At 41.2% G+C, this 19,995-nt stretch carries 16 protein-coding genes; 6 read left to right on the plus strand and 10 right to left on the minus strand.

Translation table 11 applies throughout. The features are described 5' to 3' along the window. Window positions 1–16 precede the first annotated feature (16 nt). The 4 genes from WFY05_RS18785 to WFY05_RS18800 form a co-directional block, all read right to left on the minus strand. Window positions 17–3,157, minus strand: a complete 3,141-nt coding sequence (locus tag WFY05_RS18785; protein WP_340114459.1) for a SusC/RagA family TonB-linked outer membrane protein — start codon at window positions 3,155–3,157, stop codon at window positions 17–19. 509 nt (window positions 3,158–3,666) lie between these two features. Further along, on the minus strand, window positions 3,667–4,389 hold the full coding sequence (locus WFY05_RS18790; protein WP_340114460.1) for a YjjG family noncanonical pyrimidine nucleotidase: 723 nt from the start codon (window positions 4,387–4,389) through the stop codon (window positions 3,667–3,669). A gap of 30 nt (window positions 4,390–4,419) precedes the next feature. Continuing rightward, on the minus strand, window positions 4,420–5,106 hold the full coding sequence (gene rsmI / locus WFY05_RS18795; RefSeq protein WP_340114461.1) for a 16S rRNA (cytidine(1402)-2'-O)-methyltransferase: 687 nt from the start codon (window positions 5,104–5,106) through the stop codon (window positions 4,420–4,422). Then, complete coding sequence (locus tag WFY05_RS18800; RefSeq protein ID WP_340114462.1) at window positions 5,099–5,950, minus strand: DUF8457 domain-containing protein; 852 nt, start codon at window positions 5,948–5,950, stop codon at window positions 5,099–5,101. Before WFY05_RS18800 ends, rsmI begins: the two co-directional genes overlap by 8 nt. Window positions 5,951–6,016: 66 nt before the next feature. Here WFY05_RS18800 and WFY05_RS18805 point away from each other — a divergent pair, with 66 nt between their 5' ends. Next, window positions 6,017–6,592 carry a thymidine kinase gene (locus WFY05_RS18805; protein ID WP_340114463.1) on the plus strand — a complete coding sequence of 192 codons (576 nt, stop codon included), beginning with the start codon at window positions 6,017–6,019 and terminating at the stop codon, window positions 6,590–6,592. A 2-nt stretch (window positions 6,593–6,594) separates the two neighbouring features. Next, window positions 6,595–9,063 carry a bifunctional UDP-N-acetylmuramoyl-tripeptide:D-alanyl-D-alanine ligase/alanine racemase gene (locus WFY05_RS18810; RefSeq protein ID WP_340114464.1) on the plus strand — a complete coding sequence of 823 codons (2,469 nt, stop codon included), beginning with the start codon at window positions 6,595–6,597 and terminating at the stop codon, window positions 9,061–9,063. Between the two features lie 222 nt (window positions 9,064–9,285). Here the strand turns inward: WFY05_RS18810 and WFY05_RS18815 are convergent, their stop codons facing one another. Both WFY05_RS18815 and WFY05_RS18820 read right to left on the minus strand, forming a co-directional pair. After that, window positions 9,286–9,987 carry a Crp/Fnr family transcriptional regulator gene (locus WFY05_RS18815; RefSeq protein ID WP_340114465.1) on the minus strand — a complete coding sequence of 234 codons (702 nt, stop codon included), beginning with the start codon at window positions 9,985–9,987 and terminating at the stop codon, window positions 9,286–9,288. A 129-nt stretch (window positions 9,988–10,116) separates the two neighbouring features. Further along, the gene (locus tag WFY05_RS18820) at window positions 10,117–11,760 is read right to left on the minus strand and encodes an NAD+ synthase (protein ID WP_340114466.1); all 1,644 of its coding nucleotides are present in this window, start codon (window positions 11,758–11,760) and stop codon (window positions 10,117–10,119) included. A 148-nt stretch (window positions 11,761–11,908) separates the two neighbouring features. Between WFY05_RS18820 and gldB the strand changes: the two genes are divergently transcribed. After that, window positions 11,909–12,928: a gliding motility lipoprotein GldB gene (gene gldB, locus WFY05_RS18825; RefSeq protein WP_340114467.1), complete on the plus strand. Its 1,020-nt coding sequence runs from the start codon at window positions 11,909–11,911 to the stop codon at window positions 12,926–12,928. 57 nt (window positions 12,929–12,985) lie between these two features. Here gldB and WFY05_RS18830 read toward each other — a convergent pair whose 3' ends face one another. After that, window positions 12,986–13,744 (minus strand): 3-keto-disaccharide hydrolase, encoded by a 759-nt coding sequence (locus WFY05_RS18830; protein ID WP_340114468.1) that lies wholly within the window; start codon window positions 13,742–13,744, stop codon window positions 12,986–12,988. 204 nt (window positions 13,745–13,948) lie between these two features. Here WFY05_RS18830 and WFY05_RS18835 point away from each other — a divergent pair, with 204 nt between their 5' ends. After that, a complete protein-coding gene (locus tag WFY05_RS18835; RefSeq protein ID WP_340114469.1) occupies window positions 13,949–14,992 on the plus strand; it encodes an ATP-dependent 6-phosphofructokinase in 1,044 nt (347 codons plus the stop codon). A gap of 58 nt (window positions 14,993–15,050) precedes the next feature. Here the strand turns inward: WFY05_RS18835 and rsmG are convergent, their stop codons facing one another. From rsmG to WFY05_RS18850, 3 genes are read right to left on the minus strand one after another with little or no spacing between them, the layout of a single operon-like run. Further along, window positions 15,051–15,671 (minus strand): 16S rRNA (guanine(527)-N(7))-methyltransferase RsmG, encoded by a 621-nt coding sequence (gene rsmG, locus WFY05_RS18840; protein ID WP_340114470.1) that lies wholly within the window; start codon window positions 15,669–15,671, stop codon window positions 15,051–15,053. Window positions 15,672–15,678: 7 nt separating this feature from the next. Further along, window positions 15,679–16,287 carry an RNA polymerase sigma factor gene (locus tag WFY05_RS18845; protein ID WP_340114471.1) on the minus strand — a complete coding sequence of 203 codons (609 nt, stop codon included), beginning with the start codon at window positions 16,285–16,287 and terminating at the stop codon, window positions 15,679–15,681. After that, complete coding sequence (locus WFY05_RS18850; RefSeq protein WP_340114472.1) at window positions 16,269–17,435, minus strand: glycosyltransferase; 1,167 nt, start codon at window positions 17,433–17,435, stop codon at window positions 16,269–16,271. The genes WFY05_RS18845 and WFY05_RS18850 overlap by 19 nt, the downstream gene beginning before the upstream one ends. A gap of 186 nt (window positions 17,436–17,621) precedes the next feature. Here WFY05_RS18850 and tgt point away from each other — a divergent pair, with 186 nt between their 5' ends. Beyond that, entirely contained in the window at window positions 17,622–18,749 is a 1,128-nt protein-coding gene (gene tgt, locus WFY05_RS18855; protein WP_340114473.1) for a tRNA guanosine(34) transglycosylase Tgt, read from the plus strand. A gap of 4 nt (window positions 18,750–18,753) precedes the next feature. After that, complete coding sequence (locus WFY05_RS18860) at window positions 18,754–19,833, plus strand: LptF/LptG family permease (RefSeq protein ID WP_340114474.1); 1,080 nt, start codon at window positions 18,754–18,756, stop codon at window positions 19,831–19,833. Window positions 19,834–19,995 lie beyond the last annotated feature (162 nt).

Here is a 19,995-nt window from a genome sequence, read left to right on the forward strand (position 1 = left end):
ATTCATTTTTAACTGGTTAGAATGTTACTGTCAAGTTAAAACCGTACGATTTTGTAGGAGGAATAGCTCCTGCAGGAGAATAACCCACTTCATTACCGCTTCCATTATTTGCTTCCGGATCTCCATAAACATTTGATTCTGGCAACCAGGTCCACAAGTTACGTCCAATAAAACCGGCTCTTATACCTTTAATGAATTCGCCGGTATAGTTATTAAGGAATGAACCAGGCACGTCATAATACAAGCTAACTTCCCTAATTTTGAGGAAGGCTGCGTTCACTACAAACGGTCTTGAAATATTACGATAAGTTTGTGTCCAGAAATCAACATTACCTTCAATGGTTGTGATATTGGTATTTTCAACATATTCCGGATTATCGGCTGTTCCAACATTAATGACCGAGTTAGGATAAACAAATCTTTCACGACCGGCTGAAGCAGAAACTGCATCAATTCCCGGGAACATCATGTCGTTACCAAGTCCACTACGCATTACGTGTCCGCCTCGGTATTCTGCTGATAAACCTGCTGTAAATCCGTTCCAACGAAGGTAAGTCTGAACACCTACAATATGTTTTGGTGTGGTTTGACCTGTAATGTGCAGATCGGTACTTTTAGTTGGCATACCAGTGCTGGCATCCACAATAACTCTTCCATAATACGGACTGGATTCATCCATTACACGGTCAAAATCAGATGCTTTATTCACCGGATAAGATTCACCAACAATCGCATATACAAAGTTATTTCCTAAGTACAATTCATCGAAAGCATCGGTTAAAGAAACAACCTCACTTTTTAAGTAGGCATAACTTACGTTAACATCCCAACGTAAATCGTTGGTTGAAACAGGTACTAATCCCAACTCCAGTTCAAGACCACTGTTTTTCATTTCACCAGAGTTAACATTCATGTTACTGTAACCTGATGAATAGGCAATTTCTGCCGGCAGTGTTTGGTTGGTAGTCGACATAGTGTAGTAGGTAGCCTCCAGATTAACTCTTGATTCAAGGAAGTTCAGATCGAGACCAATCTCTTTCGACAAGGTGAATTCAGGCTCCAGGTAACGGTTTTTCAATGAATTACTAATTGAGTGAGCAGTTAAACTTCCGTATGGAAATCCACCTGTGACACCAAATGTATTTTCAAGATCGTAAGGACTGATGTTGATACTACCTACTTTGGCAATACCTCCTCTGATTTTACCGTATGACAAAACTGAGTTGTCTTTTAATCCCGGAATAGCTTCGGTAAAAATAAACGATACATCAACTCCCGGGTAGAAGAATGACCAGTTGCTTGGATCCAAACGAGAATCCCAGTCATTACGGCCTGAAGCGTGCAGGAATAAGAATTCTTTATAACCTAAAGTTAAATCACCAAAAACACCCCAACGTCTGGTTTCGGTATAATATTGATCGCCGGTTAATTCCCCTAATCGGTTTCTGAGGTTGTATACTCCCGGTACTTCAAGTTCAGAAACATCGGTTCTTAAGTAGTTATAATAGGTTGAACGTGTTGAAGCACCGGCAATTGCATTCAGACTAAAATCGCCAAAGGTATGATCAACTGTTAAAAGGAAATCGTTGGTCCAACGCCAGCTCAAAGTAGAACCATCCTGAACATCGGCTTTAATATCGCCGGAGATAGACCTACCTGAATCATGAATAGCCCAATCGCTAAAATCCCAGGCTTCATAAGTCGTTTTCCAAACATTTGTCATCAAGTTCATCGATGTCCTTGCAGTGGCTTTTAACCATGGAGTAATTTGCTGACTTAAATCCAAAGTACCGATCAATTGATCGCGTCTTCTTTTTCTACGATCCTTATCAATTTGCGTATAAGGGTTGTCGTAGTATGCATTGTAATAGTGGTTAATATCGGCCCAGTTGGTCCATTCCGGAGTTGAAAGTGGTCTCCAGTCGGAATAAGAAGTTAATGGGATGTGCTGTGCAGTATTGTATACCGACCACAATACATTGTCAACTGTAACATCATCCTCTATATGCGTAAAGTTAACATTGGCTCTTGCAGTAAAGCCTTTGTATTTGCGGGTACCGTTAAAACGAACCGCATCGCGTCTTAATTCATCTTTTGGAATCAGACCTTTAACAACCGCATCCTGCAATGAAATAAAGAATGAGCCCTTATCATCACCAGCAGAAAACGAGAGGTCGTTCTGCATCGTTAAACCAGTATTAAAAAAGGCTTCTTTCTCTCCGGAAATAGGAGAGTAAGGTACTTCCTGAAAATTTCCATATTCATCATAAACACCAATCATAATGGGTTCGCCATCGAATTCGTGACCATATTGCTGGTTTTCGTACGATTCGTAAACCGGGTTACCATAAGCATCGCTCGATGAGCCTGAACCAAAACGATTCTGCATTTCAGGTAGATAAGCCAACTTGTCGAAGGTAGTTGAATTACTAAATTGAATCTGAATGTTTTGTTTGCTACCTTGTTTTGTTGTAACCATGATAACACCGTTAGCAGCATCAGAACCATAAAGAGCAGAAGCGTTAGCCCCTTTCAAAATACTGATGTCCTGAACGTCATTCGGATTCAACGAAGTTAAATAGCTCAGTGAAACCGGAACTCCATCTAAAACAAGAAGTGCCTGGTTATTACCAGTAAAAGAACGGTTACCACGAAGTGTTACCCTTTGATCGGGATTTACACCAGTACTGGTAGTAGAAATTTGCAAACCTGCAACTTTACCTTGTAAACCTGTTGCCAGAGTTGGCGACTTGGCCATAGTCAGCGTTTCCTCGTCTACTTTACTCATCGAGTAACCAACCTCACGCGCTGAACGCTCAATACCAATTGCAGTTACTACCACTTCATCGATACCAACTAAATCGGGTTCCATAGAAATAGAATAACTTGTTGCTTCGGTCAGAATCACAGTTTGATTCTTCATCCCTACAAAGCTAACAATCAGTTCTTTTGCATCCTCCGGAACTTTCAATTCAAAGTTTCCGTCGATGTCGGTAACTGTACCCAAGGTGGTACCCTTCACTGCTACCGAAACCCCGGGTATTGGCATCTCATCCTCAGAAGATACAACCTGTCCGGTTATGGTCTTCGTTTGAGCATTTACTACCAAATTACCCATGAAAAGGAGCATCGATAAAAAAATCGCAATTTTTTTCATAGAAATAATTTTTAGTTATTAATTAAACAGCTGTAAAAAATGTAAAATGTATTCATTGCATGAATTAATCTGGTTATGTTCTGTTAATCAACTGATTACTACCTATGCAAGGTGATAGAAAATGCCGGGAGGCCAAAATCCTACGAAGGGTAATCGTGAGTATATGTTGAGTGGGATCCTCCCGGCAAAGTATTTTGCCCTGAAAAATTATGATGTAATAAGCTATCAGGAAATAAACAGGTTGTACATATACTACCCCCCATAGAAATAGTTTTAAATTAATAATTAAACAGCATTTATAGTAAATTTCAATATGTCTTAATTTGTGACTGGATTCCCCCAAATCCGTCATGTCACAAATTACCCTTCCGTCATAATTCTTAAAGTTTGTTAAAATAACATTATGCAAATATCGAATAAACTTCAAATCTGCCAAACAAATTGTAAGTTTTTTGCCCTAAAAAGTGACAAACGCCGAATAAAATATCTGTTTGTATTTATTTTTGCTGCTATAATAGTTCTGCAATATCTTTTATATTAACAACCCTAAATGCCCCTTCCGGTGTGCGCTCCAAAGGTTTATGTTTATTACCGTCAGCCTGCCAAAAAGCTTGATAATGCACGGCGTCCATCCCAAAGCGAAGTGCTCCCAAAACATCCACCTCCCAGTCGTCGCCGATCATTAAACTTCTGCTCTTTTTTGCATTGGCCGATTTTAGTGCATATTCGAAGATTTCACGTGAAGGTTTCGGCGTACGAACTTCTTCCGAAATAAATACTTTTGTAAAATAGGACTCGAGCCCCGAACTTTGCAGTTTTTTATATTGCACTTCTTTAAATCCGTTGGTTATGATGAATAGCTTGTAATTTTTTGTTTTTAATATGTTTAGTAATTCAAGTGTTCCGTCAACCAATTGATTTTGCTTTGGCATTTCGTGCAAGTAAAGCTCATTCATTTTATTGGCATCAATTCCGCTTATGTTCAAATCATCGAAAGTGAATTGAAAACGCTGAAAAGTTAGCTCCTTCTTTTTTACCTGATTTTTACGGTAGGCGTCCCACAAGTCTTTATTGTGTCGGGAATAAGCAGCATAAAATTCTTCGAAACTTACATCGCCATTATCGAGCTTCAACAATCTGAATGCCGACTTCATGGCAATTTTTGAATTGGTTTTAAAATCCCAGAGGGTATTATCGAGATCGAAAAAGAGGTGTGTATATTTTCGTTGCATATTTCCTAATTGTGCCCTCTGGCAGCGCGGTTACTTCCCATTATTCCCTTCAACTACAATCACAATTTCGCCCTTTGGCGGATGTTCGGTATAGTAGTTTTCCAGTTCGTTCAGGCTTCCGCGTTTTACTTCTTCGAACATTTTGCTGAGTTCGCGGCAAACACAAGCCTGTCGGTCTTCTCCAAGAAAAGTGGCCAGCTGATTCAACGCTTTAACTAAACGAAAAGGCGATTCGTACAAAATCATCGTTCGTGTTTCTTCTGCCAGAAATTTCAGTCGGGTTTGACGCCCCTTTTTTTGCGGTAAAAATCCTTCGAATACAAATTTTTCGGTTGGGAGTCCGGAAACTGCCAATGCCGGGATCAGTGCCGTAGCTCCGGGCAGACACTCCACTTCAATCTGATTTTCCACACAACTACGCACCAGTAAAAATCCGGGATCGGAAATGGCCGGTGTTCCTGCATCGGAGATCAAAGCTACAAGACTCCCCATTTCAATCTGCTGAACAATGGAATTCACCGTTTTATGTTCGTTGAATTTGTGGTGCGAAACCAGGCGTTTTTCAATTTCGAGGTGTTTCATAAGTTTTGACGACACCCGGGTATCTTCGGCGAGGACCACATCGGCATTTTTAAGCACCTCGATCGCCCGCAAAGTAATATCCTGCAAATTGCCAATAGGAGTTGGTACCAATATTAATTTGCCGCTTTTATCCATTAGGGAAACGACGTTTTACCAGATTAACAAATTTCAGACTGGTTTCATTTTTTTTCCACCTGTAATTTTGCTGAAGATAGCTCACCGCCTCCTGAATGTTATTCAGTTGGTCGAGTTCGGTCACGGTTTTTACAAAATTATCGGCATCGCCATTAAACAATTCGCGAATGTACTGGTAACGATCGTTTATTCCGATGGCGCCCTGAATACTTACCACGGGACTGTTTGACAGTTTATTCTCCAACTTACCGCTGCCATTTGACAGTAGATCGTTCACTGATTTTTCTTTTAAAAAGCTATCACCCAAAGTTCGGCCATTCAGCTCTTCAGTTTCTTCTTCGAGTTCCACATCATCATTCGATACCACTTTATTTTCTTCGGGAGAAGAATCCGTTTCCAGAATCTCTTCTGTATCTGCGTTCTCATCTTCAGGTTCAGGCGCTTCATCCATAATTTCCTCCCTCTCCTCTTTCACTTCTTCAATCTCTTCTACAACAGTCTGAACTTCCGACACTTCTTCGTCCTCAGGCTTTTTTGCTGCTACAGGCTCTTCTATTTCAGGCGCCTGTGTATTTTCCTCCTTCGTGTCTGCTTTTTCATCCGAAGTTTCAATAAGCGTTTCCTGCTCCGACAGTGCATTCACCGGCTCTACCGAAGACGAATGATTCAACGATTTTCCCTCTTTATCTTCCAGAATCTGAATAATTTGTTTGGCTGCTTTAAAGCGACTTTGTAAAAATTCAAGCTCATAATCATCAAAACCCGTACTGCCCTTTTCTGCAAACAGTTCCTCAATCTTGGCAATGTCCTTCAAAAGAAACTTCAGTAGTTTTTTATTTTCCATTATGCGAAGAAAAACGTTTAAATTATACTTTTGTAAAAGTAGTAAAATCTATAAGAGTAACGTTTAATGTTTATTGAAAGGGATGTAAACGGCCACAAAAAAGTTGGCACCATTGAAGTTATAGCCGGTTCAATGTTTTCGGGAAAAACAGAAGAACTGATACGCCGGTTGAGAAGGGCGAAGTTTGCCCGTCAGTCGGTCGAGATTTTTAAGCCAACTGTTGATGTGCGTTACTCGGAGGATGAAGTGGTTTCGCACGACGAGAATACCATTCGGTCCACACCTGTGGAAAATTCAGCAAACATTTTGTTGCTTTCAGGAAATGTTGATGTTGTGGGAATCGACGAAGCCCAGTTTTTTGACAAAGGTCTTATTGATGTGGTTGCCAAACTGGCCAATATGGGCACGCGAGTGATCATTGCCGGTCTCGATATGGATTTTAAAGGTGTTCCTTTTGGCCCCATTCCCGGATTGATGGCCATTGCCGACTACGTAACAAAAGTGCATGCCATATGTGTTCGTTGTGGAAGCATTGCGCAATTTTCGCACCGCTTAACCGAACAGGAACAAGTTGTACTTTTAGGTGAAAAAGAAGCTTACGAACCGCTGTGCCGAAGTTGCTATAACAAAGCCGTAAAATAATTATGCTGAATCTTCCATTAAATCAAATAGCCACAGCAATCTATGGAAAAGTAAATGCCACAGAGGAAGAATTAGCCAGTAATATTTTGGGAGTAATTACGGATAGCCGTTTGCATTCTACCGAAAAAAATCCATTGTTTTTTGCACTTCAAGGTCCCGTGCACAACGGGCACCATTTTATTGCCGACCTGATCACTAAAGGTGTAAGGTATTTTGTCATTTCCGATAAGAAATTTATAAGCAACGATGCCGCGTTCATTTTAGTAAGCGATACCACTAAAGCGCTACAGCAACTTGCTGCATACGTTCGGCAACAATTTAATTACCCGGTTGTGGGAATTACTGGCAGTAACGGAAAAACCATCGCTAAAGAATGGTTATACGACCTTCTGGAACATGACCTAAAAATCGTTCGAAATCCTAAAAGTTATAATTCGCAGGTGGGTGTTCCGCTTTCGGTTTTACTGATGGACCGAAGTTACGAACTCGGGATATTTGAAGCGGGTATTTCACAACCCGGGGAGATGCAGAACCTTGAGAAAGTGATTCAACCGGAACTGGGCATCCTGACCAATATTGGTGATGCGCACCAGGAATTTTTTACTTCAGTAGAGCAAAAGCTGGATGAAAAATTGCTTTTATTTCGTAATGCAAAAAAACTGGTTTGCCGAATCGATGATCCGATAGTTGAATCGACTGTAAAAGCATTTTGCCACGCCAACAATGTTGAACCTGTTTTTTGGAGCACTAAAAACAAAAAGACTGCGATTCATTTTGAAGTTGAGAAGAAAGCAACAAATACAGAATTAGTGGCCCGATATAAAGCGAAAAAATATTCTTTCGAAATTCCGTTTAACGACGAGTCGGCCATCGAAAATGCCTGCCACTGCTTTGCGGCTATTGTTGCTCTCGAAAAAGATCCTGAACGATTCCTTTCCCGCTTTCGGCAATTGCAGCAGGTGGCCATGCGTCTGGAAATCAAACAGGGAAACCATCAAAACATTTTAATCAACGATTACTACAATTCCGATCTGAATTCGCTGTCGATTGCGCTATCGGTTTTGATGCAGCAAGCGGGCGAGAAACAGGAAAAGGTAATTATACTCTCCGATATTCAACAAACCGGATTGCCACTGCCAGAACTTTACAGCCGGGTAAATAATTTGCTGAAAAAATGGCGAATTGATCGATTGGTGGGCATTGGAAAAGACATCAGTGCCAATCGCGAACAGTTCAAAATAAACAGCGAATTCTACCGGGATATCCTGGATTTTGAAAGTCGTTTTAGCCGGTACTCCATTCAGAACTCGGCCATACTGATAAAAGGGGCACGTCAATTCCGTTTCGAACGGATCTCGGGATTGTTGCAGCAAAAGGCGCATCAAACCGTGCTGGAAATTAGCCTGAACGCTCTGGTGCATAACCTGAATATTTTCAGAGGGCTTTTAAAACCTAAAACCAAAATAATGGTCATGGTAAAAGCATTTTCCTATGGCAGCGGCGATGTGGAAATTGCACGATTATTACAGTTTCAGAAGGTTGATTACCTGGCTGTAGCAGTAGCCGACGAAGGCGTTCAACTGCGAAAAGCCGGAATTCATTTGCCCATTATTGTCATGAATCCCGAACGCGACAGTTTTCAGAATATGTTCGACCACCGGCTGGAACCGAATTTATACAGTACCGATCTGGTGAAAGAATTTGTGGATGCGATTTCAACCACCAACATTCTTGAATTTCCAGTGCATCTCAAAATCGATACGGGAATGAACCGGTTGGGTTTGAAAACAGATGCTGAGATTAGCACAAGCGTTGGACTGCTGACAAATTCAAACCGGGTAAAATTACATTCGGTATTTTCGCACCTGGCTGGCAGCGACGATGAAAATCTGGATGATTACACGCGCGAACAGTTCGAAAGGTTTGAACAATTCACTAAATTCATCGCTGAACGGATTCCTTATTCTTTTGATCGTCACATCCTGAATTCAGCAGGAATTGAACGCTTCCCCAATAAACAGTTCGAAATGGTTCGTCTGGGTATTGGACTTTACGGCGTTTCGCAAACCGGACTTCCGCTGGAAAACATTGGTACACTAAAAAGCACGGTTTCGCAGGTAAAAACCATTCAATCAGGCGAAACAGTGGGCTACAACCGAAAAGGAGAAGTTAAGGACGAAAGTAAAATTGCCATCGTTCCCATTGGATATGCCGACGGAATTGATCGGAAACTGGGAAACAAAAACGGAACTGCTTTTATTAACAGTAAAACAGTGCCCATTATCGGTAACATTTGTATGGACATGCTAATGCTGGATGTAAGCGCAGTTAAAGTTGAAGCGGGTGATCGGGTAGAATTGTTTGGGCCTAATATTACAGTGACCGAAGTTGCCGAAAAGGCAGGAACCATTCCATATGAAATACTTACCGGAATCTCGCAACGCGTGAAACGGGTTTACCTGCAGGAATAAAAAAATGCCACCCGGAAAACAACAGGTGACATTTCGAAAACTATATAAATCTTATATCTACTCTAGTGTCTTGTCATGTCTGAAATGACGTATAGGATGAAGTTATTTTGGATTTATACAAGGCAAAAAATATGCGCATAGCGGCGTTCTGTAAATATTTTTTAACGTCGAAAAAATTCAAAAGAACAAATCATTGTCCGTTAGAGCAGGCTTGACACGACACTAACCCAATTTGCTGATCCGTTCCAAACGATTTGGATCGAGGATCTTTATTTTTCGCCCGTCGATAGCTATCACTTTTTCGCTGGCAAAAGTCGAAAGCGTACGAATAGCATTCGAAGTGGTCATGTTTGAAAGATTGGCAATATCTTCTCTCGAAAGATAAGCGCGCAAAGTGGTGCCATCGTTTTCAAAACCGTATTTATCTTTTAACAAAATTAACGATTCTGCAAGCCTTCCGCGAATATGTTTTTGGGTTAGTGTGACGGTCCGGGCATTCGAGAATCCCAGTTCTTTACAAAGCTTACGAATGATTTTGTGTGAAAAATCGCTGTTCTTCAACGCACGGTTAAAAATAAAATCCGGACTTATCGTACAAATCAGAGATTCTTCAAGTGTAACTGCTGAACCAATATGATTTTCTTCGCCGAGCAATGCACGATAACCAATCAGTCCAAGTGGTTTCGACATGCGAATAATTTGCTCGCGGCCACCAACGCCTTCCTTAAAAATCTTCACTTTCCCATTTACGAGAATCATAAATCCGGCTGGTTTATCGCCTTCTTTAAAAACAAACTCGTTTTTCTTATAATGAGATAAGGAAATATGATGCTGCAGTTCCTCTTTTTCATCCGGAGATAAAAGGTAAAAAATCGACTTTTGATTCTCGACAATATCTTTCACTCCCATCTCTGTATTTAACATATTACCGTCTGTATGTTTTACAGCATCAAAGCTAAAAAAAAATGTTAATAATAGATTTTTTTTAACCTTTATTTTACACTACAGACATCGAATTCTGTAATTGTAAATCCAACACTTTAAAGATTTTATTTAATAGCGGGCAACCAGCGGCATCTTGCGGCCAAAGCCAAATGCTTTTGAACTTATCCTTAAAATAGGAGCCGCCTGAAAGCGTTTATATTCATTCATGTTCACCATGCGAACTACCTTTCGTACAACACTTTCATCAAAACCCATATCGGCAATTTCGCGCGGCGATTTGTTAAGTTCAATATAGTTAAACAACATCACATCCAGGTCTTCGTAATCGGGCAGCGAATCGGTATCTTTCTGATCAGGACGCAATTCGGCGGAAGGTGGTTTAACAATGGTATTTTCAGGAATGATCTCGCCGTCTTTATTCATGAATCGCGATAGTTTATATACATCCATTTTATACACATCGCCCAAAACGGCCAATCCACCATTCATATCGCCATACAACGTTCCGTAGCCCACAGCACTCTCACTTTTATTGGTGGTATTCAAAAGTATGTGCCCGAATTTATTCGAAATGGCCATTACAAAAATACCACGGGCGCGTGCCTGTATATTTTCCTCAGCCACATCAGGTGCACGATCTTCGAAAAGCGGCTTCAGTTCTTTCTCAAATGCGTCAACCGTTTCCTGAATATGCACAACATCGTAACGAATTCCGAGGTTTTCGGCCAAAATACGTGCGTCTTCCACGCTGTGCTCCGATGAATATTTTGATGGCATTAACAGTACGCGCACATTTTCAGGCCCGAGTGCACGAACAGCCAACACGGCAACTACCGCTGAATCAATTCCGCCGGAAAGGCCAAGAGTAGCCTGTTTGAATCCCATTTTCTGGAAATAATCAAGAATTCCAAGCACCAGTGCATCATGTATTTTTTCGATGTAATCAGTGTGTTTCTGCACTTGCTTTTGACCTAAATCTTCGGTATCAACAACCAGAGTATCTTCTTCGAAATACTTCAATTCTTTCACAATTTCGCCATCACGATCAATAAAAACCGATCCTCCGTCGAAAATCAATTCGGTTTGTGCGCCCACCTGGTTGCAGTATAAAATTGGGATACCGAAGTTTTTCGCTTTTTTTACCAATACATCTTTTCGCCAGCCTTCCTGGTTAAACGAAAACGGCGAGGCGGAAATGTTCACCACAAAATCGGGTTCGAGTTTGGCCAACTCTTCCATGGGCGAAATGGAATACAACTTATCTTTTCCAAACTCATTGGCAGTAGGTTGCTCGTCCCACAAATCTTCACAAATGGTTATGGCGATACGTTCGTTTTTATACTCCACAATCTGAAACTCGCGGTTGGGTTCAAAATGACGGTATTCGTCAAAAATATCGTAAGTCGGCAGCAGTGTTTTATTGTGCATGCTTTGGATCTTCCCGTCGCTCAAAAAGAAAGCTGAGTTGAAAAGTGTTTTACCGCGTTCGTTCTCATTGATGCGCGGTGCCCCTATAACGGCAGCCACACCTTCACACGACTTCGCAATAACCAAAACTGCTTCTTCAGCCTTTTTGATGAATTCCTTCTTTTCGAGTAAATCGTGCGGATAATATCCGGTTACCGATAATTCGGAAAAAATCACCAGATCGACCTGCTTTCTTTTTGCCCGTTCGATCGCATCGATAATTTTCTTTGAATTGCCTTCAAAATCGCCGATGGTATAATTTAATTGCGCGAGTTCAACTTTCATCCTTTAGAGTTTAACGTTCAGCGTTTAAAGTTCAGCATGGTCTTCGTCGCTTCAAACCTGAATGAATAACAATTGCAAAAGTTCAATTTTTAGTTCAATTTCGCAATATTAATCTGCAGCATGCGTATTGATTTAAAAATCTTGTAAAATGAAGCGACCAAAGCATCTTGTTTTTCTACTCATAATGTTAATTGTTGTGCTGTCGGCCTGTAAGCGAAATCCGTTGAAAGTTGACATTTCCGACATCCAATCGGAGGCCGAGATTGTACCTTTTGGCGAACTGCTTTTTAATATTGAAGAAGGCGACACACTTGAAGCGATAGCAAAATTAAGCAATGAATATCCCGATTTTTTTAACCTCTTCACTTATCGGATCATTCGAATAGGAGGAATTGGCGACCAGGATTTTCCGGAACTGATGAAAACATTTCTTGCTGACACCTTGATTCAGGAAGTAAAAGTTAAAACCGATTCGGTTTTCAATAATCCGAAAAAGCTGGATAAACAGCTGGTAAAAGCCTTCAAATATTTTGCCTGGCATTTCCCCGATAAAGAAATCCCGACCATCTATACCTACATCTCGGGTTTTAATCAGTCGATTGTTACGGCCGAAAACCTGGTTGGGATCAGTTTGGACAAATACCTTGGGCGCGATTGCAAATACTACCAGCAACTAAATACCACTCCGCAATACAAAATTCAGAACATGCACAAAGATCGCATCGTTCCGGAAGTGGCTTATGCCTGGGCACTTACAGAGTTTGAAGATCCGAATTCGGCCACCAACCTGCTGGACCATATTGTACAGAAAGGGAAACTGATGTACCTGGTTGATGCGATGCTCCCCGATACGCCCGATTCTCTTAAAATCGGTTACAGCACCGAACAACTCAACTGGTGCCAAATGAATGAAGTGCCAATGTGGACCTATCTTATCGAGCATAAAATGTTGTATTCGAACAAACGAATGGACATTGTACGATACGTGAACGATGCCCCTACCACCAGCGGTTTTCCATTAGAATCGCCGGGGAGAACAGGTGTATGGATCGGCTGGCAGATTGTTCGCCAATACATGAAAGAACATCCTGAAGTAACGCTGGAAGAATTAATGAACAACAAAGAATATCAGCAAATTCTGAACGAATCGGAATATGATCCGGGTTAGGAAACAAAAAGCCCGGTAAAATTTACCGGGCTTTTCGTAGTATCGTGTTTAGTTATTTTATTGTTCCAATATTTTTATGTTTCGGAACCAAACATCATCTCCATGATCCTGCAAAGCAATTACACCTGACTTCGCAACTTTAGCCCAGTCGGGATTCAAACCCGGGAATTTTGAGTCGGCAACCATTTTGTTCCAGGCATCAGTCCATAAATGATATTCCAAAACCGTTTCTCCATTCTGGCGGTGCCAAACACTTCCGCGGTATACTTCAATCTCAACTGTATTCCACTCGCCGGCAGGCTTTGCATTTTGCGGAACTGCAGGGATTAAATCGTACAGCGAACCTGCCATGCGGTTACCGTCTTTTCCTGCTCTTGCATCGGGATGGCGCTCGTTATCCAGCACCTGCATCTCGGGTGCGGTGTAATAAATCTGAGGCCATTTGGTGTTGTCTTGTCCCAGGTAGAAAATACCGGAATTTCCACCTTCCGAAATTTTCCATTCCAGTTTTAATCGGAAGTTGGAGTATTCTTTTGTCGTAACAATATCACCACCATCGCGGCCACCGGCTTCACCCTGGCCTGAACCTTTACAATGTAAAGTACCGTCAACAATTTCCCAACCGGTCGGGAAATGATCTTTATTATAACCTTTCCAACCTTCACTGGTTTTGCCGTCGAATAGCATTACCCAGCCTTCTTCTTTTTCTTTTTTTGTTAATTGATTTAATCCGGCTGATCCACCTGTTTTGGTACTTTTACACGACATGGTAAAAACAAAGGATGCTGCCAGCAGATAAAGGAAAATTCTTTTCATTTGATATTATTTAATTGGTTAAAGATTAAATGTCGTTTATTCGATTGAACGACTAAAGTACAAAAATATTAAATTCTATTCTTTCCCGTCTGTAAAAGGTAAAAATTAAGAAAAAACCGATTTAACCGACCTTCGGGCCGTTTATTAAAATCATCTTTTGTAAATTCGGGATATGAACTGGTAGTATGTCACAAATTAATAATTATGAATGATACCGTAAAACCAAAAAGAATTGGAATATTGACCGCCGGAGGAGACTGCCCCGGTTTAAATGCTGCGATAAGAGGTGTTGGTAAAACCGCAATAGTTGAATACGGAATGGAAGTATTAGGATTTCATGCCGGATATTCGGGACTGATCAGCGGGAAACACAACGTTTTAAAAGAATCGGCCCTGTCGGGGATATTGACGCTTGGAGGAACAATACTTGGAACCTCGAGAGAAAAACCCTTTAAGATGAAGAAAAACGGCGATGACCTCCATAAGCCGGAAAAAATAAAAAAGAATTATAAAAAACTGGGACTCGATGCCGTAGTTTGCATTGGGGGAAACGGTACCATGAAAACTGCTAACCTGCTTGCAAAAGAAGGCTTAAATGTTGTTGGAATTCCAAAAACAATCGATAACGATGTTTGGGGAACAGACGTAACCTTTGGATTCGATTCCGCCGTTCAAATTGCCACCGATGCTATCGACCGTTTGCACACCACAGCCAACTCGCACCAACGCGTTATGATCATTGAAATCATGGGACACCATGCAGGATGGCTGGCACTTTATTCGGGATTAGCCGGTGGTGGAGACATTATTTTATTGCCCGAACTGGAATACAACATCCGTTCGGTTTGCAAAAAAATCGAAAACCGTTACGAAGACAATAAACCCTACTCAATTGTGGTAGTGGCCGAAGGGATCGATCACCCAAAAGAAGTGTCGGCAGCTTCTCACATAGCGGAAGCCATTCAAACTTACACCGGAATTGAAACACGCGAAACCGTGTTGGGTTATATCCAGCGTGGTGGTTCGCCAACGCCTATGGACAGGATTCTGGCAACCCGTTACGGTGCGTTTGCGGCACAGTGCATTGCCGAAGGTAATTTCGGAACAATGGTCGCTATAAAAGACAACGACCTCACAACAGTATCGCTGGAAGAAGTTGGAGGAAAACTTCGACTGGTTGAACCGGAAAACGGACTTATTGCAAAAGCAAGGAAAATGGGCGTTTCGTTTGGCGACGAATACTTGTAATAAGGATAAATGACAGGATAAACAATTGCGTTCTTCGGATCTCTCGGGGAACGCTTTTTTACAGCGGTAAATGAACCACTTTTTTGGTTTCGAAAAACCGCTCCGAAAAATATGCCGACAATTCCTGCACAAAAACTTTTCGGCCAAATGGCTTCAGTTCATCTTTCAAATCGCCGCCTTTCAGGTAAAGAATTCCATTGGGCAGCGCATTTCTTTGTTGCCTCGAAACGTTAAAATTTATCCATTGCACAAACTCCGGTAAACGTGTAACAGCACGGCTGACTACAAAATCGTATTTGTCTTTTAACTGTTCAGCCCTGATCTGTTCGGCAGTAAGATTTTCCAACCCCAGTGCTTCGGCCACATTTTTCACCACCTTAATTTTTTTTCCTATCGAATCCACCAGATGAAACTGCACATCGGGGAACATTATTGCCAAAGGAATTCCGGGGAAACCACCACCGGTTCCAACATCGAGGATCCTTGTATTTTTTGTAAAACGAATGAACTTGGCAATGCCCAGCGAATGCAATACATGCCGTTCGTAAAATTCTGAAAAATCTTTTCGCGAGATCACGTTGATCTTTGCATTCCAGTCGGCATATAATGGCTGAAGTTGTCCGAATAATTCAATTTGTTTTACTGATAAATCGGGGAAGTATTTCTGAATAATTTCCATTTACACCTTAATCTTTTGGATTGATCTCGGTACTTTCAATCATTTTAAACAACATTTCGCGGGCCCTGAACAACTGGGCTTTAACTGTACCGAGCGGCAAATCTAAGGTTTTTGCAATTTCTTCGTACGAAAATTCTTTAAAATAACGCAACTCCACCAACACCTGGTAACGAGGCTTTAGTTTTCGCACCACATTCCGCAACAGAATGGCTTTTTGTTTTCTTATCAATTTTTCCTCGGGATCGGGTTCTTTCGATTTTAACCGCACCGAATCGGTGTTTTCGTTCTCCTCTTTGTTTTCGATGGATACATGCACACCCTTCTTCTTACGGAGAAAATCAATACAATTATTCGAGGCAATTTTGAACAACCAGGTGCTAAATGCGTAGGTTGGAGAATACTGATGGAGGCTTTTAAACGCCTTACCAAAGGCTTCTAAAGTCAGGTCTTCTGCGTCGCTGCGATTGTTCACCATTTTAAGCAACATGAAGTAAATCGCATCCTTGTACTTGTTTAATAAACGGGCAAAAGCTTTCTCGTTACCTTGCAAAGCCGACTTTACAAGCTCGTAATCCTGACGTGCCTTTTCCGATAATATTAAACGTTTGTCTTCCATACCTGCCTACGACTTTGCCGTTTAAAGTACCACTTGTAAACCATTTTAAAATAAGGCATTAGCAAAGCGTATACTAACGAAGGTATGAATATTTTACGTTCATTCAAACGATTTTGAGCGATTTTAATTATGATCAAATGAGCCAGGATTTTTAGCCCTGCCAACACCGTAATAAGTAACCATAGCTCGAAAAAATAAATCAGAATAAATACCAAAACAGGCAGATATATTATTTCAGTTAACGTTTCACAAGCAATGAAAACCCGCTTCCATAAGGGCAAGTCGTTTTCAATTCGAACACTGCGTTTTATCAGGTTCAAATAATCGTCTTTCTCGGTACATACGTTTCGGGTTAAGCGTGTTGATTCGTTAAATAGTATGGCGGTTTGTTTCTTCGTGATGAACTTATTGATAAGCAGTTCGAGATTGGCATAAGGCTCGCGTGTTTTCGATCCGTAACCTCCAATATTAAAATATTCCTGCTTTTTAAAAGCAATGTTCTCTTCGAAATAAATAAAAGGGATTCCGTTGGAAATATAACCCGCACTTTTTAACTGTTGCCAAAAAAATTCAATCCGGCAGAGGAGGTTGTATAAGCCCGGTTTTACTTGAATTCCATTGTAGCCTATCAGTACTTTACGATTTTTGGAGGTGGTGTTTGAAGTAAAGCCGCTAAGCCAGTCGCTTTTAACTTCGGTGCTTTCAACCGGAAAGAGCAACACCCAGTCGTACTGTGCTGCTTTTAACGCAATATTCTGGGCTAGTTTTACCGAAAACCGCGTTTCCTCATTCAGCGCAGAAATTCTAATATGCGGGTAATGTTGCTTAAAGTACCCCAAGATCGTATAGGTATTATCAAGCGAATAATCGTCAACCGCAATCACTTCGTATTTTACATTATTGATCTGAAGCAGCTGTGGCAAAATTCGCCGCAGATTTTCCTCTTCATTCCTCACGGTTGTAAATACCGAAATGGGTTGAGCGGCTTTTTCGTTCGAAATGTTTTCTTTTCGGCTTTTTATCACCTGGCTCCCGGTAAAAAACAGCAGGTAATAAATTCGTATCAGAAACAGAAAAAGTAATGAACCGATCAGGATCCAATCAACGGAATTGAGTTGATGCAGTTTATCTAAAATGTCGTGGTTCATTCAGGACGAAGATCAAATAATGAGATTTTTTAATTGATGACAAAAGTGGTAAATAAATAATGAATCCACTTATCAGGAGATACTAATTTTATTTACATCAATTAGTTTTTATTAACAGGACACGGTTGGTCTCAGCCTTATTCTATTCGAGTTAATTGGCTATATTTGCCCATCAATTTTGGGTATATGGATTTTCTCTTACAAAATACAGCTTCCAACTCACGCGCAAGGGCCGGAAAAATCACCACTGATCATGGAACGATTGAAACGCCCATTTTTATGCCCGTTGGCACGGCAGGTTCAGTAAAAGGTATTCATACTCGCGATATCCGTGACGATATTAAAGCCGAAATCATCCTCGGCAACACCTACCATTTATACCTGCGACCGGGATTGGAGGTGATTGAGCAAGCGGGCGGGCTACATAAATTCAACCGCTGGGACCGACCTATTTTAACCGACAGTGGCGGGTTTCAGGTTTTTTCGCTGGGCGATCTCCGAAAATTATCGGAAGAAGGTGCGCGATTTCAATCGCACATCGATGGTTCGTACCACATGTTCACACCCGAAAATGCGATGGATATTCAGCGAACGATCGGTGCTGATTTTATCATGGCTTTTGACGAATGTACACCCGGAGGCGCCGATTACGATTATGCCAAAAAGTCGCTTGAACTTACACAACGCTGGCTCGATCGTTGCTTTGTTCAGTTTAACAATACAAAACCCAAATACGGTTACCGACAAAGTCTGTTCCCCATCGTTCAGGGAAATACCTTTACCGATTTACGCCGAAAAGCTGTTGAGCATGTAAAAACCTTTAATGCCGACGGTTACGCAATTGGCGGTTTATCGGTGGGCGAAACCGAGGAAGAAATGTATGAAATGACGGAGATAGTAACCGCCGATCTGCCCGAAGACCGCCCGCGCTACTTAATGGGAGTGGGAACTCCGGTTAATATTCTGGAAGGAATTCACCGCGGAATTGATATGTTCGATTGCGTGATGCCTACCCGAAACGGGCGCAACGGAATGTTGTTCACCTCGGAAGGGATCATTAACATCCGAAATAAAAAATGGGAAAACGATCACTCTGTTCTCGACGAAAGCGGGACATCGTTTGTTGACCAATATTCGAAAGCTTACCTTCGGCACCTGATTATTTCGAAAGAAATGTTAGGCGCTCAAATTGCCAGCCAGCATAACCTGGCGTTTTATTTGTGGCTGGTAAAAACGGCACGCGAGAAAATAATAAACGGCGATTTTGTGAGTTGGAAAAACGAAATGGTCATCAAATTAAAAAACAGATTGTAGCAGAATGAAGTGGTACAAAACCATAGATGTTTATATTACAAAAAAGTACCTGGGTACTTTCTTTTATGCCATCGCTTTAATTCTGAGCATCGCCATTGTATTTGATATCTCGGAAAATCTTGATGAATTCATTTCAAAAGACATCCCTACCCGAGCTATTGTTGTAGACTACTACATGAACTTCATCCCTTATTTCGGGAACCTGTTCAGTCCGCTGTTTACCTTTATTGCGGTTATTTACTTTACTTCGAAAATGGCCTACAACACCGAAATTATTGCCATTTTAAGCAGCGGAGTTTCATACCGCCGGTTGATGCGGCCATACATGTTTTCGGCAGCTGTAATTACGATGCTCTCGTTTGTGCTGGGAAATTACGTAATTCCGCCTGCCAACAAAACCATGATCAACTTTAAGGACAAGTACATTAAAAGTCGATCTATAGGGACGGAAAGAAATGTACACCGACAAATTGAGCCGGGCACTTACGTATACCTGCAAAGTTTTACTCAAAACAACGTGGGCCATCGTTTTACTCTTGAGCGTTTTGAGGGTGCAAAACTCAAAGAAAAACTTACCGCACCGAATATTCGCTGGAAGGAAGAAACCGGTACATGGATTATAAATTCATACTTTAAGCGAACAATCCACGACGGCTATGATGAACTGGAAAGCGGTTACCAAATTGACACCATGCTGAATATGACACCAAAAGATTTTAAGGTGTTGAAGGATGAAATGGAGACCTATAAAACACCCGAATTACTCAAGGAAATTGACTTGATGAAAATGCGGGGTGTAAACTTTGTGGAGTGGGAAATTGAGAAACACAAACGAATTGCCAATCCCTTTTCAACTTTTATCCTCACTATAATTGGCGTTAGTCTGGCTTCACGTAAGGTTAAAGGAGGACTTGGTTTTCACCTTGGGCTGGGATTATTGCTGGCTTTTTCGTACATTCTGTTTTTGCAAATTTCAACGGTTTTCGCCATCAGCGGTTCTACTCCGCCGGTTGTTGCGGTTTGGATTCCCAACTTTCTGTATGCAGTTGTTGCCGTTTTCCTTTATCGATGGGCCGCCCGATAATTTTTAAATAGAACATCGAGCTGAAATCACACATTTTCAGAAAAACTTTTCAAACAAAAAATACCATAATTCGAATGTTGTGTATCCATGTTCCTTAATATTCGTAATACATAATTGTATTTACGAAGGGCAACCGGAAAAAATTATAATTTTGACAGCACA

The sequence above is a fragment of the Maribellus mangrovi genome, from assembly GCF_037646455.1.
Classification (GTDB): Bacteria; Bacteroidota; Bacteroidia; order Bacteroidales; family Prolixibacteraceae; genus Draconibacterium; species Draconibacterium mangrovi_A.

Coding starts and splice junctions, on each gene's coding strand:
- WFY05_RS18785 (WP_340114459.1), bottom strand. CDS start 3,157: ATGAAAAAAATTGCGATTTTTTTATCGATGCTCCTTTTCATGGGTAAT.
- WFY05_RS18790 (WP_340114460.1), bottom strand. CDS start 4,389: ATGCAACGAAAATATACACACCTCTTTTTCGATCTCGATAATACCCTC.
- rsmI (WP_340114461.1), bottom strand. CDS start 5,106: ATGGATAAAAGCGGCAAATTAATATTGGTACCAACTCCTATTGGCAAT.
- WFY05_RS18800 (WP_340114462.1), bottom strand. CDS start 5,950: ATGGAAAATAAAAAACTACTGAAGTTTCTTTTGAAGGACATTGCCAAG.
- WFY05_RS18805 (WP_340114463.1), top strand. CDS start 6,017: ATGTTTATTGAAAGGGATGTAAACGGCCACAAAAAAGTTGGCACCATT.
- WFY05_RS18810 (WP_340114464.1), top strand. CDS start 6,595: ATGCTGAATCTTCCATTAAATCAAATAGCCACAGCAATCTATGGAAAA.
- WFY05_RS18815 (WP_340114465.1), bottom strand. CDS start 9,987: ATGTTAAATACAGAGATGGGAGTGAAAGATATTGTCGAGAATCAAAAG.
- WFY05_RS18820 (WP_340114466.1), bottom strand. CDS start 11,760: ATGAAAGTTGAACTCGCGCAATTAAATTATACCATCGGCGATTTTGAA.
- gldB (WP_340114467.1), top strand. CDS start 11,909: ATGAAGCGACCAAAGCATCTTGTTTTTCTACTCATAATGTTAATTGTT.
- WFY05_RS18830 (WP_340114468.1), bottom strand. CDS start 13,744: ATGAAAAGAATTTTCCTTTATCTGCTGGCAGCATCCTTTGTTTTTACC.
- WFY05_RS18835 (WP_340114469.1), top strand. CDS start 13,949: ATGAATGATACCGTAAAACCAAAAAGAATTGGAATATTGACCGCCGGA.
- rsmG (WP_340114470.1), bottom strand. CDS start 15,671: ATGGAAATTATTCAGAAATACTTCCCCGATTTATCAGTAAAACAAATT.
- WFY05_RS18845 (WP_340114471.1), bottom strand. CDS start 16,287: ATGGAAGACAAACGTTTAATATTATCGGAAAAGGCACGTCAGGATTAC.
- WFY05_RS18850 (WP_340114472.1), bottom strand. CDS start 17,435: ATGAACCACGACATTTTAGATAAACTGCATCAACTCAATTCCGTTGAT.
- tgt (WP_340114473.1), top strand. CDS start 17,622: ATGGATTTTCTCTTACAAAATACAGCTTCCAACTCACGCGCAAGGGCC.
- WFY05_RS18860 (WP_340114474.1), top strand. CDS start 18,754: ATGAAGTGGTACAAAACCATAGATGTTTATATTACAAAAAAGTACCTG.